The following is a 19,838-nucleotide window of genomic DNA, read 5'->3' on the forward strand; positions in this document are numbered from 1 at the left end:
TATGCGTAGAAGCCTGTTTTGGAAGATTCTGGTTGGTTTCTGGATAACGTTTATCGTGATTACCCAGGCCGTTTGGCTGGTGTTTTACTATTATGCTAGCCAAAAGGAGCCGTTTGAAAACCGCATCGCTAACCGCATAGTGTCGCTACAGTTTACGTCGGCGGTTTCGGTCCTGGAGACGGAGGGTCTTGACGGGCTTAACCGTATGACCAGCGGTTGGCCGGCTGTTGACCAGCGGCATATCGCCATTATTCCTCTTAAAGTGCCGTTAACGCAAAGGGCGGGGCCGATGTCGATGATCCCGCTAACTGACGATGTTCGTTTAGAACACGTGAAGGGGGGAGACGGGCGCTATTACCTGCTCAAGTATGACGTTGAGGCTCTGCGTAAAGAGTACCGACCTAACCGTTCTGGGAGAGTGCTGATTTTCAATATGCCGACACCGCTGCTGGTTTTGGGCGGTATTGGCGGGTTCTTATTTAGTGCGCTGCTGGCCTGGAACCTGACTCGGCCTATGCGGCAAATGCGTTCAGGGTTCGATCGCGTGGCGCAGGGCGATCTCGACGTTCGACTCTATCCGGTGATGAAAAATCGTCGCGACGAGCTGGGGGACATGGCCCGTGACTTTGACTCAATGGTTGAGCGACTGAAGCTGCTGGTTGGTGCCAGAGAGGCGCTGCTGCACGATGTGTCTCACGAGCTTCGCACGCCTCTTGCCCGCCTCCAGTTGGCTATCGGGTTAGCAAGGCAGAATCCGCAAAACGTGGAAAATGAGCTTAAGCGCATTGAGTTGGAGTCCGAACGGCTGGATAAAATGATCGGTGAACTGTTGACGCTTTCACGTACCGACGCGGCGGGCATTTCCGATGAAGAATACTTTGACCTGTACGGGCTGCTTGAAGCGGTGGTAAGTGATGTGACTTATGAGGCACAGGTGCCCGGCGTCGATATTGTTCTGCATGCGAACCCTCAGGCGCAGGAAATGTCCACAGTGAAGGGAAACTCTGAGCTGATGCGACGAGCGGTAGAAAATATCATTCGTAACGCGCTGCGCTTTTCTAAACAGGGCCAGAAAATAGAGGTGGAGCTCTTCTATGAAGAAGGGGAGCTGCTGATTCAGGTTAACGATCGGGGCCCGGGCGTAGATGAGGACAAACTGTCGAGCATCTTTGACCCCTTTGTGCGGGTGAAGTCAGCGTCGTCAGGAAAGGGCTATGGTTTAGGGCTGGCGATTGCTCGCAAGGTGGTTAATGCACACGGCGGCGCGATTGAGGCTAAGAATCGGCAACCTCACGGCCTGTCTATCGGTATTCGGCTTCCTGCGTGGCAGGGGTGATTGCTGAATAGTGAGTCTATAAAAAAGCAAAAGCGGCGCAGGAGCGCCGCTTTTGCTTAGTATGATTCTGTTGATTACTTCTTAACGCGAATAACAGGTGTTTCACCTACAACAACGCTTCCACTGAGCTTAGTCAGCTCTTTGATTTCATCCATATTGGAAATTACAACCGGCGTCAGGGTTGATTTAGCCTTCTCTTCAAGAAGAGCCAGATCGAACTCAATAATAGGTTCGCCTTTTTTAACGTGCTGGCCTTCTTCAGCCAGACGCTTGAATCCTTCGCCCTTCAGCTCAACGGTATCAATACCAAAGTGAACGAACAGCTCAATGCCGCTGTCGGATTCGATAGAAAATGCGTGGTTGGTTTCAAAGATTTTACCAATGGTGCCGTCTACCGGAGCAACCATCTTGTCGCCGGTAGGCTTGATGGCAATGCCATCGCCGACGATTTTTTCCGCGAAGACAACGTCTGGCACGTCCTCAATATTGACGATATCACCGGACAGTGGCGCAACAATTTCAATGCTGCCGGCGTCTTTCTTATCATCAGAAACAAGCTGTTTCAGTTTATCGAACAGACCCATGATTTTCTCCTCAGAAATAATATTTTTAACGGCCCTGCACCCATCTTATAACGCCATTTTACATGTTATTTTGGGCCAGAGTAGTGTTCATATTGCCAGCAGGTAAGGTTTCCCGCTGGCTCTGTGACACTTCTCGGGCCCAAATTGACCGCGCTATGCAGCGGTACTGTGGGTTGCCTTAGTTATAATAATAACTTAGCAGAGCGTTTTTTCTTCGATAAATTTATTCACCACCTCCAACACCTCCTGTGCGGTCGGCTGGGCCAGTGCATTTTCTGCCAGCGTTTTGACATCAGAGTAGTTAGCGTTGCGAATGATTTTCTTAATTCGCGGAATCGAAATGGCGCTCATGCTGAACTCATCCAGACCCATGCCGAGCAGCAGCAGCGTTGCTCGCTCGTCACCGGCAAGCTCTCCACACATGCCAGTCCATTTCCCTTCTTTGTGGGAAGCGTCAATCACTTGCTTGATTAACGACAGAACCGATGGAGAAAGCGGATTATACAGATGAGAGATCAGCTCGTTACCGCGGTCAACGGCCAGAGTATACTGGGTTAGGTCGTTTGTACCAATACTGAAGAAATCGACTTCTTTTGCCAGATGGTGGGCAATCGTTGCAGCAGCAGGGGTTTCTACCATCACGCCCACTTCGACGGTTTCATCAAAGGCAATGCTTTCGTCGCGCAGCTGCTGTTTCAGCATTTCTAGTTCGGCCTTCAATAGACGAACTTCTTCGACGGAAATAATCATTGGGAACATGATGCGCAGTTTGCCAAAGGCTGACGCTCTGAGTACAGCGCGCAGCTGCGCGTGTAAAATCTCTTTACGGTCCAGGCAGATACGGATCGCGCGCCAGCCAAGGAACGGGTTCTCTTCCTTTGGCAGGTTCATATAGGGGAGGTCTTTGTCGCCACCGATGTCCATAGTGCGCAGAATGACGGCCTGATCCCCCATCGCTTCAACGACGGCTTTATAGGCCTGAAACTGCTCTTCTTCGGTAGGGAACGCGTCGCGATCCATGAACAAGAACTCGGTGCGGTAGAGGCCAACGCCTTCTGCGCCGTTGCGCTCTGCGCCAGGAATATCGCGCACGGTGCCGATGTTAGCGCACACTTCTACCAGATGGCCGTCCAGCGTGATGGCGGGTAAATCTTTCAGCTTCGCCAACTCGTTTTTGTCGTTCAGGTACTGTGCCTGCACCTTCTTCATCTGCTCTATGGTTTCAATAGGCGGATTGACATAGACGCGATTTTCGACACAGTCGAGTATTAGGTAGTCGCCGTTTTTCACCTGCTTGGTGACGTCGTTGGTGCCGACAATAGCCGGAATTTCCAACGAGCGCGCCATAATGGAGGTGTGGGAGGTGCGGCCGCCCAGATCGGTAATAAATCCGAGGACTTTATCCAGATTAAGCTGAGCGGTTTCTGATGGCGTAAGGTCGGTTGCTACCAGAATAGCTTCTTCCTGAATGGCACCGAGGTCGACGATGGTCATTCCGAGGATGTTCTTTAGTAAGCGCTTACCGATATCGCGGATATCGGCCGCGCGTTCTTTAAGATATTCGTCCTCAAGGCTTTCCAGCTCGATAGCCTGAGCTTCAAACACGGCATGGGCTGCCGCATCAGCGCTTTCCTGCTTGGTTTTAATCCGGCTTTCGATTTCCTGCTCGAGGTCTTCGTCCTCCAACAGCATGATGTGGCCTTCAAAAATAGCGGCCTTCTCTTCGCCGAACGTTTCGCTGGCCTTCGCCATAATGGCGTTAAGCTGTTCGCTGGCCTTGTCGCGTCCTGCTTTAAAGCGGGAAATTTCTTTTTCGACGTCGTCGGCAGAAATTTTTCTGTTATTAACAACGATAGGATCGTCTTTTAATATCAGCGCTTTGCCAAAGGCGATGCCGGGAGATACTAAGATGCCTGAAATCATAAGCCTACCTTCAAATAAATACGGGATTAAAACGCGAGCGGAATTTCCTTCTTATTCCAGTTCCGCCATCAGTTTAACCAGATGCTCAACGGCTTCTTTTTCATCTTCGCCTTCGGCAGAGATGGTGACAACGGTCCCCTGAGTCAGGCCGAGGGTCTGCAGCTTAAACAGGCTTTTGGCACTGGAGCTTTTGCCGTTAGACGTCACGGTAATGTCGGAAGTAAAGGCTTTTGCTTCTTTAACGAACTGAGCGGCAGGGCGAGTGTGCAGGCCATTTGGAGCGGTAACAGTAACGTCTTGCTGGTACATAATATTCCTCGACTTGATGAGTAAAGCGCCATTGTTGTAGCACTTAAGTTTAGTCTAATTTTCATTGGTTCCCGCCCCAATACTGCGAAAAATGGCGCTGAGGTACCAACGGGTTAACGAATCAATATTCGACAGAATTTTGCTCTTTAGGTGCATGCCCGCTGGCTGGGTGCTTCGAGCCGTTACTATCCTAAATCGTCCTTTTTTACCTCTGCATGGAGGTGAAAAAGATTTAATTCGCGCATCGAAAAAATTAATAGCTTGATACTTTTCACCGGCTGATAAAGCAAATGTTAATGTGAAAAATCGAGATCTGGCGCACATAAAATGCGCATATTTTACCAGAATTGACTTTTTGCGAAGGGAAAATACATAGCTAAAAAGGGGGAAGGGGTTACTGTCAGACAATAAAAACGCCTCGACCTATTTGTTGGCCGAGGCGCGCAGTGCATTAAGTCAGTGAGTATCTACTACTGCTGTAGCTCTTGTTCAGTAAATAAACCGGCAAACAGTGGGGTGCTGAGATAGCGTTCACCGGAAGAGGGCAGAATGACAACAATATTCTTGTCGGCAAACTCAGGCTGTTTGGACAGCTTGATGGCTGCTGCGACAGCGGCGCCCGAAGAAATACCGGCCAGAATGCCTTCTTCTTCCATCAGTCGGCGAGCTGTTTCGATAGCCTCTTCATTGGTAATTTTTTCTACACGATCAATAAGGCTCAGATCGAGGTTACCGGGAATAAAGCCAGCGCCGATACCTTGGATTTTGTGCGGGCCCGGTTTGATAGGCTCACCAGCCAGCGCTTGGCTAATGACGGGGGAATCGGTTGGCTCGACTGCAACACTCACTATTTTCTTGCCCTTAGTCTTTTTGATATAGCGACTTACGCCGGTCAGCGTACCGCCGGTACCAACGCCAGCAATGAAGACATCTATGTTGCCATCGGTATCTTCCCAGATCTCAGGCCCTGTCGTTTTCTCATGAATCTCTGGGTTAGCTGGGTTATTAAACTGCTGCAGAAGGATAGTATGTTCAGGATCGGCAGCGACCAGCTCTTCCGCTTTTTCAATTGCGCCTTTCATACCTTTTGCCGCTTCAGTCAAAACTAAATTGGCCCCCAGAGCTTTTAACAGCTTGCGGCGCTCTAGGCTCATGGATTCAGGCATGGTCAACGTCAGCTTGTAGCCGCGGGCGGCTGCGACAAATGCCAGAGCAATCCCGGTGTTACCGCTGGTTGGCTCAACAATTCGTACACCCTGCTTCAAAATACCGCGTTTTTCAGCATCCCAAATCATATTGGCACCGATGCGGCACTTTACGCTAAAGCTTGGATTGCGTGATTCTACCTTGGCCAGGATTTTCCCATTACCCAAGCGGTTCAGGCGTACAAGCGGCGTGTGACCAATCGTTTTTGAGTTGTCTTCATAAATTTTTGTCATGGGTTATCCTTTTAAATTTGATAGATTTTTATCAGGCAATAGCTACAGCATAGCGATAAACCGAAGATAGGGAAGGAAAGAATAGGCATATCGATATGTGATTAAGGAATATGTAAATAATAGAGGAATGATAAAAGTTATAAGATAAAAGGCTTATTAGCGTACGTATTGGAAGGATAAAAGTGTTGTATTTTCGAGAGTTAAAGGTGGATATTAACTGCTGTTGTAATTTCTATCACTTAGTGACTATCTGGTTTTAAATTAATAAATAATGGTTATTAAATCATCAGCTGTTATGGGTTTTTCTCGTTAAATCAATGTATTAATATCGCACATTTGAACCTTGTAAATAGGGGTTTACTTGCGATTGAGGGGTAAGCGCGTATAATTAGGGCGCACTAACGCAGAGCGTTTTTCCTCTGCTATATGAAACATAACGTAGTTGCTTTGCTTACTGGCTTTTGGAGAACTGCCTCAGCACAAGTCAGCAGCAGCGCTACGCCTTTTTTACTGCCTCATTGGGAGCGTAACCCAAGGGCGGTAGCGTACCTAAAAAGTACCTAACTGTTTTTTCATTATCTTCCTTTTTCTCTTTTTTCTTTGATTATTTGGATAAGTTCAATGAGCAATAAAGCGCCTTCCCAGCCTCTGGCTATGCAAAGCGGTGTGGATTACTCCGCCTACCATCCGCAGAATAGAGACGAGATCGATCTGTTTGAACTGCTAGCCCAGCTATGGAAAAAGAAGCTGTGGATAGTGGGCTGTATGGTAGCAACAACGCTTATTGCCGGTATTTATGCTTTCACCGCAAAAGAGCAGTGGACGTCTACAGCCGTCATAAATGCTCCGACGTTTAATACGATGGCTAACTACTATCAGGGATTTAGGCTGGTTGAGGGCGAGACGGATAAGCCAACGACGTCAGAGGACGTGTCTATTAAGCTGTTTCAGCAGTTTGTTAGCCTGGCTTCGTCTTATAATGAGATTAGTCAGTTTGTGCGAGACACTGAGTATTTTAAGACATTGTCCAGCGGAATGACGCCGCAGGAGCAGGCTCGTTTGCTGGAGGATATTGTTGATAACATCAAGTTTGCCAAAGATAAGGAAAGCGGGGTCTACACAGTGAGCTTCCCTGCGCTGACTGCGGAGCAGGCTAAGATGCTGTTAACCGACTATATGTCAACAGTGAATAAGAATGTCGGCAAAATCCAGTACTCCCAGCTGGCGGCTCAAATTGAAGGTAGAAAACAAAGCGTTGAAAATCAGATGGCATCGCTGAAAAAGATTGCCGAAGAGCAGCGCGAAGAAGAGATAGAAAACATAAAAATGGCGTTAGCCATCGCCGAAAAGGCCAATATTCAGAAACCGGATACAGCAGGCCTGGCCAAGCTAGACAGTTCTAATATGTTCCTGTTGGGAAAAGATGCACTGATGGCGATGTCTTCCTCTATTGAGAAACAGCCCCTAACATTGAGTGATAAATACTACGAGTTACAGGGTCAATATATGGCGCTGACTGGATTTAAGTCCGGGGATGAAAAAGCTCAGGCGTTTAGTTACTTGAAAAACCCGATGGAGCCAGTGACCAAGGATAAGCCTAAGAAGGCGTTGATTTTAGTGCTTGGGGCACTGCTTGGGGGGATTTTGGGGGCTGGGGGAGTGTTGGGAATGGGGGCAATAACTAATACCAAACGAAGCGAATCTGTATCTAATTAATGTCTATTTATTTTTGAGTTAACTATGAAAAAAAAAGTTATTTTTATTGGTGCTTCTGGATTTGTTGGTACTCGCCTCATTGAAAATACCCTAAATGAATTTGATGTTAAAAATTTAGATAAACAACAAAGTCATTTCTATCCCAGTATTACTGTACATGGTGATGTGCGGGAATGTTCTTCTTTAAATGATGAGTTGGCGGGGCGAGAAACCGTTGTTCTACTTGCAGCGGAGCACCGCGATGATGTAAGCCCAACATCACTGTATTACGACGTTAACGTTCAAGGTACGAAAAACGTTTTAGCCGCTATGGATAAAAATAATGTTAAAAGTATTATTTTTACCAGTTCTGTTGCCATATATGGTTTAAATAAAGAAAATCCTGATGAAGGGCACCCACATGACCCTTTTAACCATTATGGAAAAAGTAAGTGGCAGGCAGAAGAGGTACTGCGTGAGTGGTATGAGAAAGCTCCAGAAGAGCGTTCCTTAACGATTATCAGGCCTACGGTTATTTTTGGTGAGCGTAACCGAGGAAATGTTTATAACTTGCTTCGACAAATATCTAGTGGAAAGTTTGCAATGATAGGTTCTGGCAATAATTATAAATCAATGGCCTATGTTGGTAATGTTGTGGAGTTTATTAAGTATAGACTTCAAAATGAAACGGTTGGCTATCAGGTTTATAATTATATAGATAAACCTGACTTAAGTATGAACCAACTGATTTCGGAAGTAGAGAAAAGCCTTAATAAAAAAGTGCCTTCAATCCATCTTCCATATGCTGTTGGCATTATGGGGGGGCTGTGTTTTGACCTGCTTAGTAAGGTCACCGGTAAGAAATATACTATCAGTTCTGTACGCGTTAAAAAATTCTGTGCGACGACGCAATTTGATGCCACTAAAGTACACAGCTCAGGATTTATAGCTCCTTATAGCTTATCACAGGGATTGGATAGGACTTTGCAGTATGAATTTGTTAAGAATAAGGAAGATGACATTGTATTTGTATCAGAATGAGTTAATTTTTAATTTAAGATAAATGGCAAATAAAAATTATGAAAGAAAAACTTATCATTATTGGTGCCGGTGGTTTTGCAAAAGCTGTAATTGATAGTTTAAATTATGATTTTTATGAAATTTATGGTTTTATCGATAGTAATAAAGAAGGGGTACATCAGGGATATCCAATAGTTGGAAAGTCTTTAGATGATATAGCAGATATATATAAATATGTCTTTTTTATTGCAATCGGTGATCCAGAAGATAGAGATACTTGGTTAAGACAGCTCAAATTTTTGTCTCTAAAGACAATAAATATTGTAGATCCTACTGCAATAGTATCAAAAAGATCCAAGTTAGGAACATGTATTTATGTAGGGAAAATGGCTATAGTAAATTGTGACTCAGAATTGGAAGATGGAGTTGTTATTAATACTAGAGCCTTAATAGAGCATGGGAATTATATTTCTTACTGTTCAAATATATCAACGAATGTTGTTTTAAATGGAGATGTTTTTGTAGGATATAAAACATTCATTGGAAGTTGTTCTGTTGTTAATGGGCAGCTTAAAATTGGAAATTTATCAATTATCGGTTCTGGCTCCGTAGTTATAAGAGAGATACCTGACAAAGTTGTTGTTGCTGGATCGCCTACTAGGCTAATAAAGGAAAGAAAATAAAATGTCTAAAGTATTTATTGTTGCTGAAATTGGATGTAATCATAATGGCGATTATCAGTTAGCTAAGAGAATGGTTGACGAAGCTAAAAAGGCGGGTGTCGATGCTGTAAAATTCCAGACATTTAAGGCTGATCTACTAATTTCAAAATTTGCACCAAAGGCAGAATACCAAATAAAAAATACGGGTGAAACTGATTCTCAGTTAGAGATGACACGAAAATTAGAATTAGCATATGATGATTATATTAAACTAGAAGAATATGCAAAAGAGTTAGGTCTAAACGTATTTTCTACACCATTTGATCTAGAGTCCATTGATTTTCTTGCAGGCAGAAATCAAAAAATATGGAAAATTCCATCAGGAGAGCTTTTAAATCTGCCATATTTTAGAGAAAATAGCCAAATTAAACATACCAGATAAAGAAATTGTAATATCTACAGGTATGTCAACTATAGATGAAATAGAAATGGCATTATCGATTCTTTGTGAAAATGGAATGAGTAAAAATAAAATCACAATATTGCACTGTAATACAGAATATCCAACGCCATACGAAGATGTTAATTTAAATGTTATAAGTTCTTTCAAAGATATTTTTAATGAATACAAGATAGGGTTTTCCGACCATTCAATTGGATATTTTGCTGGTATTGCAGCAGTTCCATATGGAATTGTTTTTATAGAAAAACATTTTACATTAGATAAAAAACTATCCTGGACCAGATCATAAGGCGTCAGTTACTCCTGATGAGTTGAAATTATTATGTGATGGAATTCGTTGTGTTGAAAAATCATTGGGTTCTAGTACTAAAATAGTAACAAATTCAGAAAGAAAAAATAAAATAGTAGCTAGAAAGTCTATCGTTGCAAAAGAGAATATATTAGCCGGTGATATTTTTAGTGAAGAAAATTTGATTATAAAACGTCCTGGTAATGGCATAAGTCCTATGAATTGGTATAAGCTGATTTGGAAAAAGGGCGAGTAGAAATTTTTCCATAGATGAATTGATTATACATGATGATTTCCCCAGTCAAGAGATTTGATGTTATGTATAAAAAAATAGCTATAATACCTGCGAGATCTGGTTCTAAAGGATTGCCAAATAAAAACATTCTTACTCTAATTGATCGGCCCCTTATTGCTTATACTATAGAGGGCAGCGCTTGACTCGGATGTTTTTGATCGAGTTATAGTTTCTACTGATTCTGAAGAATATAAATCTATTGCTGAAAAATATGGTGCGGAAGTCATATTAAGAGAAAAAGAACTTGCATCAGATACGGCAACTTCTTTTATGGTTGTTAAGGATGTATTATCAAGAATAGAAGTTAAACCACATTATTTTGTACTTTTACAACCAACATCTCCATTTAGGAATTCTAAGCACATTAGAGATGCTGTAAATATATATGAGAATAATACATTAGCAAATTATTTAGTCTCTGTTACTGAAAGTGAAAAAAGTTCATCTTTAATTAAAGAGATAAATGATTTTTCTATGCGCAACTATGATATTGATTATTCAGGATATAGACGACAAAAGCATAAAGAGTATTATCCTAATGGAGCGATATTTATAGGGGATGTAGATAGCTATTTGAAAAAAAAAGCATTTTTTTGGTATTGATAGTATTCCTTATTTTATGGATAAGAGGGATTCGGTTGATATAGATGATGAATTAGACTTTTTATTTTCTATTACAATAGCTAATAAATTAAAGTCTAGAGAAGCTTAGATTTAAGAATAAACAATAGAATTGAAGAAAAGAAAAGTCAAATGACATGATAGTAAGTCAATTACTCTAATTGGCCATTCAATTTTTGATTACTGGAATATTGAAAAGATAAAAGGTAGAGAGGTAAATAACTTAGGTATCGCAGGTATAAATACAAAAGAATACTTAGACAAAGTTATTTTTAAAAAATAAAATACTTGCTCTTAATGAGTATGTGATTTTACTATGTGGTACGAATGATATGGTATTAGATGGCTGGGAAAAAAATGATACATTGAATTGGGTTAATGAAACGATAAGATGTATAAATAAAATAAATCCAAATACAAAGATAATTTTACTTTCAGTTCCTAGGACTAGGGGCGAATGGATCGTAATAATAAAATTATTGATGAATTAAATGTTTACTTAGAAAAGAAAATAAATAAAAACATATGTTTTCTTGATATAACGACAGAATTATCTGATGAATATGGTAGTTTAAAATCAGAATTTACTTTAGATGGATTGCATTTTACTGATTTAGCCTATTTAAAATTGAAAGAAATAATAGAAAGGATCTTGTAAGATGAAGAAAATAATTTATATATCTGGCTCAAGAGCTGAATATGGAATTATGAAAGAGTTATTAGTTAAATTGAAAAATGACTCTGAGATTGAGCTAGTCATTGCTGTAACTGGTATGCATTGTGAGGTGGCATATGGTGAGACATATAAAGTTATTCAACAAGATGGTTTTAAAATAGAGAAGTTTTTTCCTATTTCAATTAATACAGAAAATAATTCATCTATATTAACATCAATGTCTATTTGCCAAAAGAAATTTGGTGAGTACTTTGAAGAGAAAAAATTTGATGCTGTAATGTTACTTGGTGATAGATATGAAATATTTTCTGTAGCGATTGCAGCTGCTATGCATAATTTACCTATTATCCATTTTCATGGTGGTGAAAAAACGCTAGGTAATTATGATGAATTTATTAGACATTCTATTACTAAAATGAGTCGATTGCATTTAGCATCAACAGAGATATATCGAAAGCGTATTATCCAGTTAGGTGAGAACCCTGATTATGTATATAATATTGGTGCTCTAGGTGCTCAAAATAGTTTGTTAATGGGTTTGCCTGAGAAAAGTGAACTTGAAGCGCGTTTTGGGAGATTAGATGTTCCGTATTTCATGGTCGTTTATCATCCTGAAACACTATCTTCACTATCTATAGAGTTTCAATTAGATGAATTACTTAGTGCATTAGAAGTATTTATCTCTGATTATAACTTTATATTTATTGGATCTAATTCAGATACTGGTGCTGATTGTGTAAGAGAAAAAACACTGCAATTTTGTCAGCGCAATAATTCTCGCTATCTGATTTCAGTAAAAGTAGATGAATATCTTGCTTTAAATAAATATTCTAAAGGATTAATTGGTAACTCTTCTTCCGGATTAATTGAAATACCATCGTTAAAAATACCAACGATAAATATAGGTGATAGACAAAAAGGAAGGGTTAGAGGAGCTTCAGTTATAGATATTGCCTGCAAAAAAGAGGAAATAGTGCGTGCAATAGAATTAACTAAGAAAGAACAATTTATAGAATTAGTCAACAATTCTACTAATCCATATCTTCAGGATGATTCATCTGAAAAGGCTCTTCATATAATAAAAGAATTTATTTTTAATGAAAATATTACTTATCAAAAGGATTTCTTCGATCATGAGTTTACCTTTTAGTTATGGTATGTTAGCTTTTTCTTATTGTGATACAAATCATGTGTAATGTAGTTCATTTGTGTATCACATATCGTCAATTAGTTATGGCTATATGTGATACATATTCTAATGAAGAAAATTTGATAAAAAGAAACACATCAATTATATGTTTAATTGATTTTCAGTTTATACCTATCGATATAAGATATAATTTAATTAAAAACTTTAATGACATAAAGTTTTATTTTCTGAGAGAGTCCTCAATAATTAATGAATTCTCTATATTACCACATTTTTTTCCATCAATAATTAGACGAAATATTACTTTTCGGAAACCATAATCCGATAATATACCCTCATCAATGGAAACCTAAAGTATTGAATGGTTTGTCATTTGAAACTGGATACGTATATCATTCCGGACCATTTTTATCAAAAGTTTTTCGTGGGATTTGTAATACTCTTATTTTAAGAGAGGATGGGCTATCAAATTATATACCCCATAATGTTTCTTTATCTAAAGGTATTATTCGTGCATTATTTGGTCTGTCTTATCGTGATCAAGTATGGGGGGAAGAAAAGTGGATTCATATGATAGAAGTTGAGAGACCAGTTGATTTACCTCAAAGGGTACGGCATAAAGCAAGAGAATATAGTTTTGGAAACCTTCTTCATCATACCAGCACAGAAACAAAGAATCTTCTTAAAAAGACGTTTTTGTTAGATGTATTGGATTTAAATAAAAATAAAAAGACATGCATAATATTAACACAACCAGTAGATGATGATAAATATTGTAGTACTGAGTTAAAAATGGAACTATATAATATTATTGCAAAAAAATTCTTAGATAGAGATTATTTAGTTTATTTAAAGCAACATCCAAAAGAAAAAGCATATTCAATACCAGGAACTCTTTCTTTCCCATCTAATTTTCCGATAGAGTTATTACCTTATATTTGTCCTCACCCTTTTGATTCCTGTGTTGCATTATGTTCAACTTCATTATCAATAAAGAATGTAAAGATAGCAGATAGAGAGATTCAATGTATACCTTTAAAACTTTTTACACCATATCATTCTGAAAAGTGGTTAGATATAGTTAAGAAAATTGGAATTGAATGATAGTATGTCTAAATTATATAAAGAAATCATGGGGCATTCATTTATTTATTTACTTTTTGATATGATAAATAAAGCTATTCCATTTCTTCTTTTACCATACATAACACATAATCTCATAACTGCTGACTATGGACGATTAGAACTATTTAATACATATGTATCATTTTTTTCTTTATTTGTTATGTTTGGCATTGATAGTTGGTCAGTTGTTTTTTTTCATAAACAAGATAAAAAAAGATTTAACTGGCAACTAAAATTATCTATCATTTTTATATCTATTATATCGGTAGTTCTATTTCTTTCTTTCTTTCTTCTTCAATTGAATAGAATATATCTCATATCTATTCTCTATTCTTATTGTATTAGTATTGTTCAGCTACGTGCTGTTTTATTTCGTGTTACACTTAAGACGATACATGCATCATTATTATTTTTAGTGAATATATCTATTAGCACATTATTGACGTATCTATCTTTCGAATATATCTCACCATCATTTGAATTTCGGATTATATCATTGCTAACTCCTCTAGTAGTATTATGCATATGGTCTATTTATTCCATATTGAAAGAATTTAATGAAGATGATAAAAAGCTAGGATGGAAATTAGAGTTTTTTCAGGTGTTGAATTTTGTTTTTCCTTTACTACCCAATGGAGTAATTAATTTTATTCGATTTGGTGCGGACAAAATTTTTATTGCAACTTTTTTTGGAATCACTCAATTAGCAGTATTTGGTGTTGGATATCAATTTTCGATGGTTGCCAATATTTTTATGTTATCGTTGAATCAAGCAACAATGCCATTTATGGTTAAGTTCTTTTCTGCTAAAAATATGGCTAAATATATTAAGTTAGCTATATGTCAATTTTTTGTTTTTTTAATATTTATTATTGTATTTTATTTTTCATTTCCATTTATACTTAGAGGCTTTTTTTCAAATCAATATGCTCACGCATCAGAGATAATAAAAAATATATCTGTGGGCATATCCAATTATTTTTTTATCAATAATGTCATCTAATACATTATTCTTCATGGAAAAAACTTGGGCTGTGCTGTTGATTACTGTTTTTTCATCAGGTCTACACCTAATAGTTTTATCATATGTGTATATGTATGATATTGCATATGAAAATGTACCATACGCATTACTGATTTCTAGTATATTATCATTAATTACTTCATTGTTCCTTTCTGTTAGGTATGTGAGGAGCTTTTAAAAATGTATTTGTCTGAACCAATATTTATTGTTTTCAAATTTTTTATTAATTTCTTTTGCTATTGGATTAGCTTTTTTATTCTCAATTAGAGAAGTATATTATAATATAGTTAAAGAGAGTACGACGTTATACGTTTTTATTTTTTTTATCTTTATCTTAATTGCATTTAGAACCAGAGGGTGGGATGTTGAACAATATTATAATATATATTACTCCATAGATATTAATGAACTTAGTCTAAACTCTTGGACGGAACCAGGTTACCTTTTTGCAAATTATATATTTAGACTTTTTGATGCGGATTATTTCCTCTTCAATTTATTTTTCTCCCTCATTCTTAGTATTTTTATATTTTATAGTGTAAAATTAAATTCCTATTACTTTATAGTGTCTATATTTTTTCTCTTTTTGTTTTATTTTTTTCGTGGACCATATGGACAGATTAGACAGGCACTATCTATACTGATTTTTTTCTACTCAATAAAGTATGTTACGTATGAAAATCGGTCACTAAAAAAATATTTTATTATTAATGTTTTTGCAAGTTTATTCCATGGTGTATCTTTAATGGCATTATTGGTGCCATTTTTTATTGGGATTAAATTAAATAAAAAGAGAATTCTATTTTCATTAATGTTGGCATCTACAATATTATTAGCGAATTGTCTTTTGTTTAATATTAGCGATTATATATTGCTAACACAAGATATATCAGTTCTATCGAAAATATATTATTATGTAACTAATTATCATGCTAATGGTAGCTATTTTAATCCAGATACTGCAAGGATTATTTTTATTTATGTAGTGTTATTAATGTGGCCCAATGATAAGTTGATAATCCCTGGGACATTGTTGCATACGCAAATTATTATCTTTATTCTAGGTGCTATATCTTATTCTATTCTCGCTTTTGATTTTAGAGTGGCATCTAGGATATCTTCTTTCTATTATCTTATAGATATATTTATCTTATCTAATTTTATATATTCTATTAATAATAGAAGTAATAAACTATTCTATTTTTGTATTTTCTCTTTTATTGGATTAATTTATTTAATTTATGAAATTATGATGATGTCAAATTCTGAAATAAAATATGAGTGGAGTTTTTAATGCTGGAAATATTAATGGCAACAATGCATAGGAAGAATATATCAGAAATAGATTGGATATATAAAAATATACAGACTCCTATCTTATTGATTAACCAGTCTGACTTCTCTTCATTAGAGATACAGGATAATATTAGAATGATTTCTTGCATTGAACGAGGTTCTTCTAATAGTCGTAATATGGCTTTAAATAATGCTATTGGAGATATCTGCTTAATCGCTGATGATGATGTTGGATATGTTGATAATGCAGAGGAAATAATAAATTGTGCATTTAGAGATAATCCTTCAGCTGATATTATTACTTTTCAGATTATAACTCCTGAAGGTAAACCTTTTAATAAGGGATATCCAGTACATAAACAATGGCACAATAGTCGTTCTATTCTTCGATGTGCATCAATAGAAATAGCCTTTAGAAAAGATAGTATAATTCAAGCTGGTATCAAGCTAGATGTGGATTTTGGATTGGGAAGTAAATATAGAGTACATGATGAAATAATTTTTTTGAAAGATGCTTTAGATAACAATCTGAAATTATTATATATTCCTATCCCTATTGTTATTCATCCGGCTGAAAGCTCTGGTACTGACTTCAACGATCATTTGATCGTATCTAAAGGGGCTGCATTTGTCCGATTATTTGGGTATAAAGGTATGTTCCTCAATATTTTATTTGCCATTAAGAAACACGCTGAATATTCTAATAAATATAGTTTTTTGGGGTTTTTAATGAAAATGTTCGAAGGTTCAATTAAATATATAAGAGAAGATTTGAAATGAATATTTCCAAGTGCAAGTATTTGATTATTGGTGGTGGTGCTTCAGGACTTATGTTTGCTAACACTAAGAAAAATGATGATATTATTCTTCTAGAAAAAGAAAATGAGCTAGGTGGATATTGTAGAACAATATACCAAGATGGTTTTGTATGGGACTATGCGGGACATTTTTTCCATTTTGCTAATGAAGATATAAAGAACTTCTTTAGAAGTAAAATTTCAGATAGTGATCTTGTTTTAAGAGAAAAAATTACTAAAATATTTTATAAAGATCTAGTAATTGATTTTCCATTTCAAACTAATATTCATCAATTAGATAAAGAAGAATTTATTGATTGTTTATATGATTTGTTTTTTAAAAATGAGTCAGAGCATTATAATTCCTTTTTAAGCATGCTATATGGAAAATTTGGTACATCTATAACCGACAAATTCTTGAGGCCATATAATGAGAAATTATATGCCTGTGATTTAAACTTATTAGATCAGAATGCGATGGGACGATTTTTTCCATATGCTGATCTAACTAAGATCATAAGAAATTTTAAGAGTGAATTTCAAGATAGTTATAATTCAACATTTTTGTATCCTAGAAGAGGAGCTAAGGTTTTTATAGATGCCTTAGCAGAGGATATTAGTAGTAAACTAATATCAGTAGGTGAGAGTGTTATATCTATTAACGTTAAAGATAAAATAGTTACTACAAACAAAAGAAATATTTCTTATCAATTCTTAATAAACTCTATGCCTTTCAATTCTCTCTTAGAAAGTATTGTCGATATAAATTATAAAGATATTATTAACACCCTTTCTTGGAATAAGGTTTTAGTCCTTAACTTGGGATTTGATAAAGCCTCTAAATATAATGATATTCATTGGTCATATTTTCCAGAGAAAGAATATAACTTTTATCGCGTCGGATTTTATAATAATATTCTTGGGGATGAAAGATTGAGCCTCTATGTTGAAATTGGTTTTTCTCCTAATGAATATATTAATGTTGATGAACAGTTGAGATTAGCTATTTTAGGGCTAAAAAAATCTGGGATAATTGATGAACATAAAGTTATTTCATACATTCCAATAATTATGGATCCTGCTTATGTTCATGTAGATAATAAGCTTGATAGCATAAAAGACAATATTAAAGAAAGCCTTTCCGAAAGAGGTGTTTATACAATAGGACGTTATGGGGATTGGAAATATTGCTCAATTGAAGACTCAATGCTTGACGCAATAAAAATTTCTCAAGAAATTTAATTTATGTTTATTCTATGGATTTAGAATTTAGATCTTATAGTAAATTTTTAATACTGCACGTTTTTCGGAAATATTATGTGTAATGATCTAGTCTCTATAATTATGCCAGCATTTAATGCTGAGAAATATATTGAAGAAGCCATCTCTTCGGTCCTAACTCAGACATATAATAATATTGAGCTGATTATTATAAATGATTTTTCATCTGATAATACTTCATTGATTTTAAAGAGATATGAGGATTTAGAACAAGTTATCATTATTAATTTAGATGAAAATATTGGAGTTTCAAAAGCTAGGAATATTGGAATTAATAATGCTAAAGGTCGTTATATTTCATTTCTAGATAGCGATGATGTCTGGCTTCCTACTAAGCTACAACTACAAATTGAATGTATGAAAGATTCTAATGTAGGATGTTCTCATTCATCATATTTCCGTATGTCTGAGGATGGTAAAATTCTTACAAAGGTATTAGCAAAAAGACTTTTGACATACGATATTATGTTGAGAGGCAACCAATTAGGAAATTTAACAGGAGTTTATGATACCTTATTTGTGGGCAAGATTCTACAGAAGTGCATCGGGCATGAAGACTATAAAATGTGGCTTGATGTATTAAAGAGTACAAATTCTATAGGGATTATTACTCCTTTGGCAAAATATAGGGTATGCGAAAAGTCTGTTTCTTCTAATAAATTCAAATCTATTGCTTGGCATTATACTATTTTAAAAAATGAATTGAATAATAATAAATTCTTATTTTTTATCTTATGATTAGATATGTTATTCAGGCTTTATTAAAAAGAATATAGATTTTGTTAAAGATTTATTATTGGAGATGAAAATGGCAATTTTAGTAACGGGTGGTGCTGGCTATATAGGTTCTCATACAATCCTGGCTCTATTAGAGCAGAAAGATGAGCATGAGGTTGTTGTTCTTGATGATTTGTCTAATTCATCTAAAGAGTCATTAGATCGCATCTCTAAATTGACAAAAAGAAAATTCATTTTTATTTGGGTAGTGTATTAAATAAGGAATTATTGTCTAATATATTATCAATGCATAAAATTGAATCTGTAATTCATTTCGCTGGATTGAAGTCTGTCGGAGAGTCTGTTAAAGACCCTGTGAAATACTATTATACTAATATCGCAGGAACTCTAGTCTTATTAGAAGCAATGCTTCATTATAATGTTAGGACTCTCGTGTTCAGTTCTTCAGCTACTGTCTATGGCGAACCTGAATTTATTCCATTGACAGAAGCTGCACGTGTTGGAGGGACAACTAATCCTTATGGAACATCTAAGTTGATGGTTGAAAGAATACTTCAGGATTTCTCTCTTGCTAATCCAGATTTTTCTATAACATGTCTTCGATATTTTAATCCTATTGGCGCTCATAGTTCGGGACTTATTGGTGAAAGCCCTAATGGCATACCGAACAATATATTCTTCTTATATATGTCAAGTAGCTATAGGAAATATTGATCATTTATCTATTTTTGGAAATGACTATCCAACTAAAGACGGAACAGGGATTAGAGACTACATTCATGTTATGGACTTAGCTGAGGGACATCTGGCTGCGCTATCACGTTCTAATTTGAATGATTCTTTTGAGGTTTATAATATTGGCACGGGAGTTGGATATTCTGTTCTTGAACTTATTAATTCATTTAAAAAAATGACTGGTATTAATATTAATTATAAATTTGTTGAGCGAAGAAAAGGTGATATTGCAGAATGTTGGTCAGATCCATCATTGGCGGCTCAAAAACTAGGATGGCATGCTAAACGCAATATAGAAGATATGATTTGTGATGCATGGAGATGGCAGAAAAATAATCCTAATGGATATAGATAGTAAACAAGGCCTTTAGAGACCTTGT

18 protein-coding genes and 2 pseudogenes are annotated in these 19,838 nt (G+C 36.6%); 16 read left to right on the forward strand and 4 right to left on the reverse strand.

Translation table 11 applies throughout. The annotated features are described in order from the left end of the window. Position 1: 1 nt before the first annotated feature. A complete protein-coding gene (locus DQM29_RS04945; protein WP_111739583.1) occupies positions 2-1,336 on the forward strand; it encodes an ATP-binding protein in 1,335 nt (444 codons plus the stop codon). Positions 1,337-1,410: 74 nt separating this feature from the next. Here DQM29_RS04945 and crr read toward each other — a convergent pair whose 3' ends face one another. The 4 genes from crr to cysK all read right to left on the reverse strand — a co-directional run bounded on the left by crr (position 1,411) and on the right by cysK (position 5,591). Beyond that, positions 1,411-1,920, reverse strand: coding sequence for a PTS glucose transporter subunit IIA (gene crr / locus DQM29_RS04950; RefSeq protein WP_111739584.1), 510 nt, complete (start codon positions 1,918-1,920; stop codon positions 1,411-1,413). 195 nt (positions 1,921-2,115) lie between these two features. Beyond that, positions 2,116-3,843, reverse strand: a complete 1,728-nt coding sequence (gene ptsI / locus DQM29_RS04955; RefSeq protein WP_111739585.1) for a phosphoenolpyruvate-protein phosphotransferase PtsI — start codon at positions 3,841-3,843, stop codon at positions 2,116-2,118. 51 nt (positions 3,844-3,894) lie between these two features. Further along, a complete protein-coding gene (gene ptsH / locus DQM29_RS04960) occupies positions 3,895-4,152 on the reverse strand; it encodes a phosphocarrier protein Hpr (RefSeq protein WP_027273961.1) in 258 nt (85 codons plus the stop codon). A 470-nt stretch (positions 4,153-4,622) separates the two neighbouring features. After that, positions 4,623-5,591 carry a cysteine synthase A gene (gene cysK / locus DQM29_RS04965; protein WP_111739586.1) on the reverse strand — a complete coding sequence of 323 codons (969 nt, stop codon included), beginning with the start codon at positions 5,589-5,591 and terminating at the stop codon, positions 4,623-4,625. Positions 5,592-6,212: 621 nt separating this feature from the next. Here cysK and DQM29_RS04970 point away from each other — a divergent pair. The 15 genes and pseudogenes from DQM29_RS04970 (at position 6,213) to galE (ending at position 19,813) form a co-directional block, all read left to right on the forward strand. Continuing rightward, on the forward strand, positions 6,213-7,307 hold the full coding sequence (locus DQM29_RS04970; protein WP_111739587.1) for an LPS O-antigen chain length determinant protein WzzB: 1,095 nt from the start codon (positions 6,213-6,215) through the stop codon (positions 7,305-7,307). A gap of 24 nt (positions 7,308-7,331) precedes the next feature. Further along, entirely contained in the window at positions 7,332-8,327 is a 996-nt protein-coding gene (locus DQM29_RS04975; RefSeq protein ID WP_111739588.1) for an NAD-dependent epimerase/dehydratase family protein, read from the forward strand. Between the two features lie 38 nt (positions 8,328-8,365). Beyond that, the gene (locus DQM29_RS04980) at positions 8,366-8,989 is read left to right on the forward strand and encodes a NeuD/PglB/VioB family sugar acetyltransferase (protein ID WP_111739589.1); all 624 of its coding nucleotides are present in this window, start codon (positions 8,366-8,368) and stop codon (positions 8,987-8,989) included. A gap of 1 nt (position 8,990) precedes the next feature. Beyond that, positions 8,991-10,034: pseudogene (gene neuB, locus DQM29_RS04985) on the forward strand (N-acetylneuraminate synthase). Between the two features lie 4 nt (positions 10,035-10,038). Continuing rightward, positions 10,039-10,158 (forward strand): cytidylyltransferase domain-containing protein, encoded by a 120-nt coding sequence (locus DQM29_RS18600; protein ID WP_332102937.1) that lies wholly within the window; start codon positions 10,039-10,041, stop codon positions 10,156-10,158. A gap of 22 nt (positions 10,159-10,180) precedes the next feature. Beyond that, a complete protein-coding gene (locus DQM29_RS18605; RefSeq protein WP_332102951.1) occupies positions 10,181-10,618 on the forward strand; it encodes an acylneuraminate cytidylyltransferase family protein in 438 nt (145 codons plus the stop codon). 475 nt (positions 10,619-11,093) lie between these two features. After that, entirely contained in the window at positions 11,094-11,294 is a 201-nt protein-coding gene (locus DQM29_RS18610; protein ID WP_332102938.1) for an SGNH/GDSL hydrolase family protein, read from the forward strand. Between the two features lies 1 nt (position 11,295). Beyond that, positions 11,296-12,462, forward strand: coding sequence for a UDP-N-acetylglucosamine 2-epimerase (neuC, locus tag DQM29_RS04995; RefSeq protein ID WP_111739590.1), 1,167 nt, complete (start codon positions 11,296-11,298; stop codon positions 12,460-12,462). A 357-nt stretch (positions 12,463-12,819) separates the two neighbouring features. Further along, entirely contained in the window at positions 12,820-13,566 is a 747-nt protein-coding gene (locus tag DQM29_RS18090) for a polysialyltransferase family glycosyltransferase (protein ID WP_145960335.1), read from the forward strand. Between the two features lie 4 nt (positions 13,567-13,570). Continuing rightward, entirely contained in the window at positions 13,571-14,590 is a 1,020-nt protein-coding gene (locus DQM29_RS05000) for a lipopolysaccharide biosynthesis protein (protein WP_111739591.1), read from the forward strand. Positions 14,591-14,816: 226 nt separating this feature from the next. After that, complete coding sequence (locus tag DQM29_RS18690) at positions 14,817-15,905, forward strand: EpsG family protein (protein ID WP_170126491.1); 1,089 nt, start codon at positions 14,817-14,819, stop codon at positions 15,903-15,905. After that, positions 15,905-16,687 (forward strand): glycosyltransferase family A protein, encoded by a 783-nt coding sequence (locus DQM29_RS05010; RefSeq protein ID WP_111739593.1) that lies wholly within the window; start codon positions 15,905-15,907, stop codon positions 16,685-16,687. Before DQM29_RS18690 ends, DQM29_RS05010 begins: the two co-directional genes overlap by 1 nt. Beyond that, positions 16,684-17,946, forward strand: a complete 1,263-nt coding sequence (locus DQM29_RS05015) for a protoporphyrinogen/coproporphyrinogen oxidase (RefSeq protein ID WP_111739594.1) — start codon at positions 16,684-16,686, stop codon at positions 17,944-17,946. Before DQM29_RS05010 ends, DQM29_RS05015 begins: the two co-directional genes overlap by 4 nt. A gap of 75 nt (positions 17,947-18,021) precedes the next feature. Beyond that, entirely contained in the window at positions 18,022-18,723 is a 702-nt protein-coding gene (locus DQM29_RS05020) for a glycosyltransferase family 2 protein (RefSeq protein WP_111739595.1), read from the forward strand. A gap of 70 nt (positions 18,724-18,793) precedes the next feature. Continuing rightward, a pseudogene (gene galE, locus DQM29_RS05025) lies at positions 18,794-19,813 on the forward strand (UDP-glucose 4-epimerase GalE). The last annotated feature ends 25 nt before the right edge of the window (positions 19,814-19,838 follow it).

The sequence above is a fragment of the Leminorella richardii genome (assembly GCF_900478135.1).
In the GTDB taxonomy this organism is placed as follows: domain Bacteria; phylum Pseudomonadota; class Gammaproteobacteria; order Enterobacterales; family Enterobacteriaceae; genus Leminorella; species Leminorella richardii.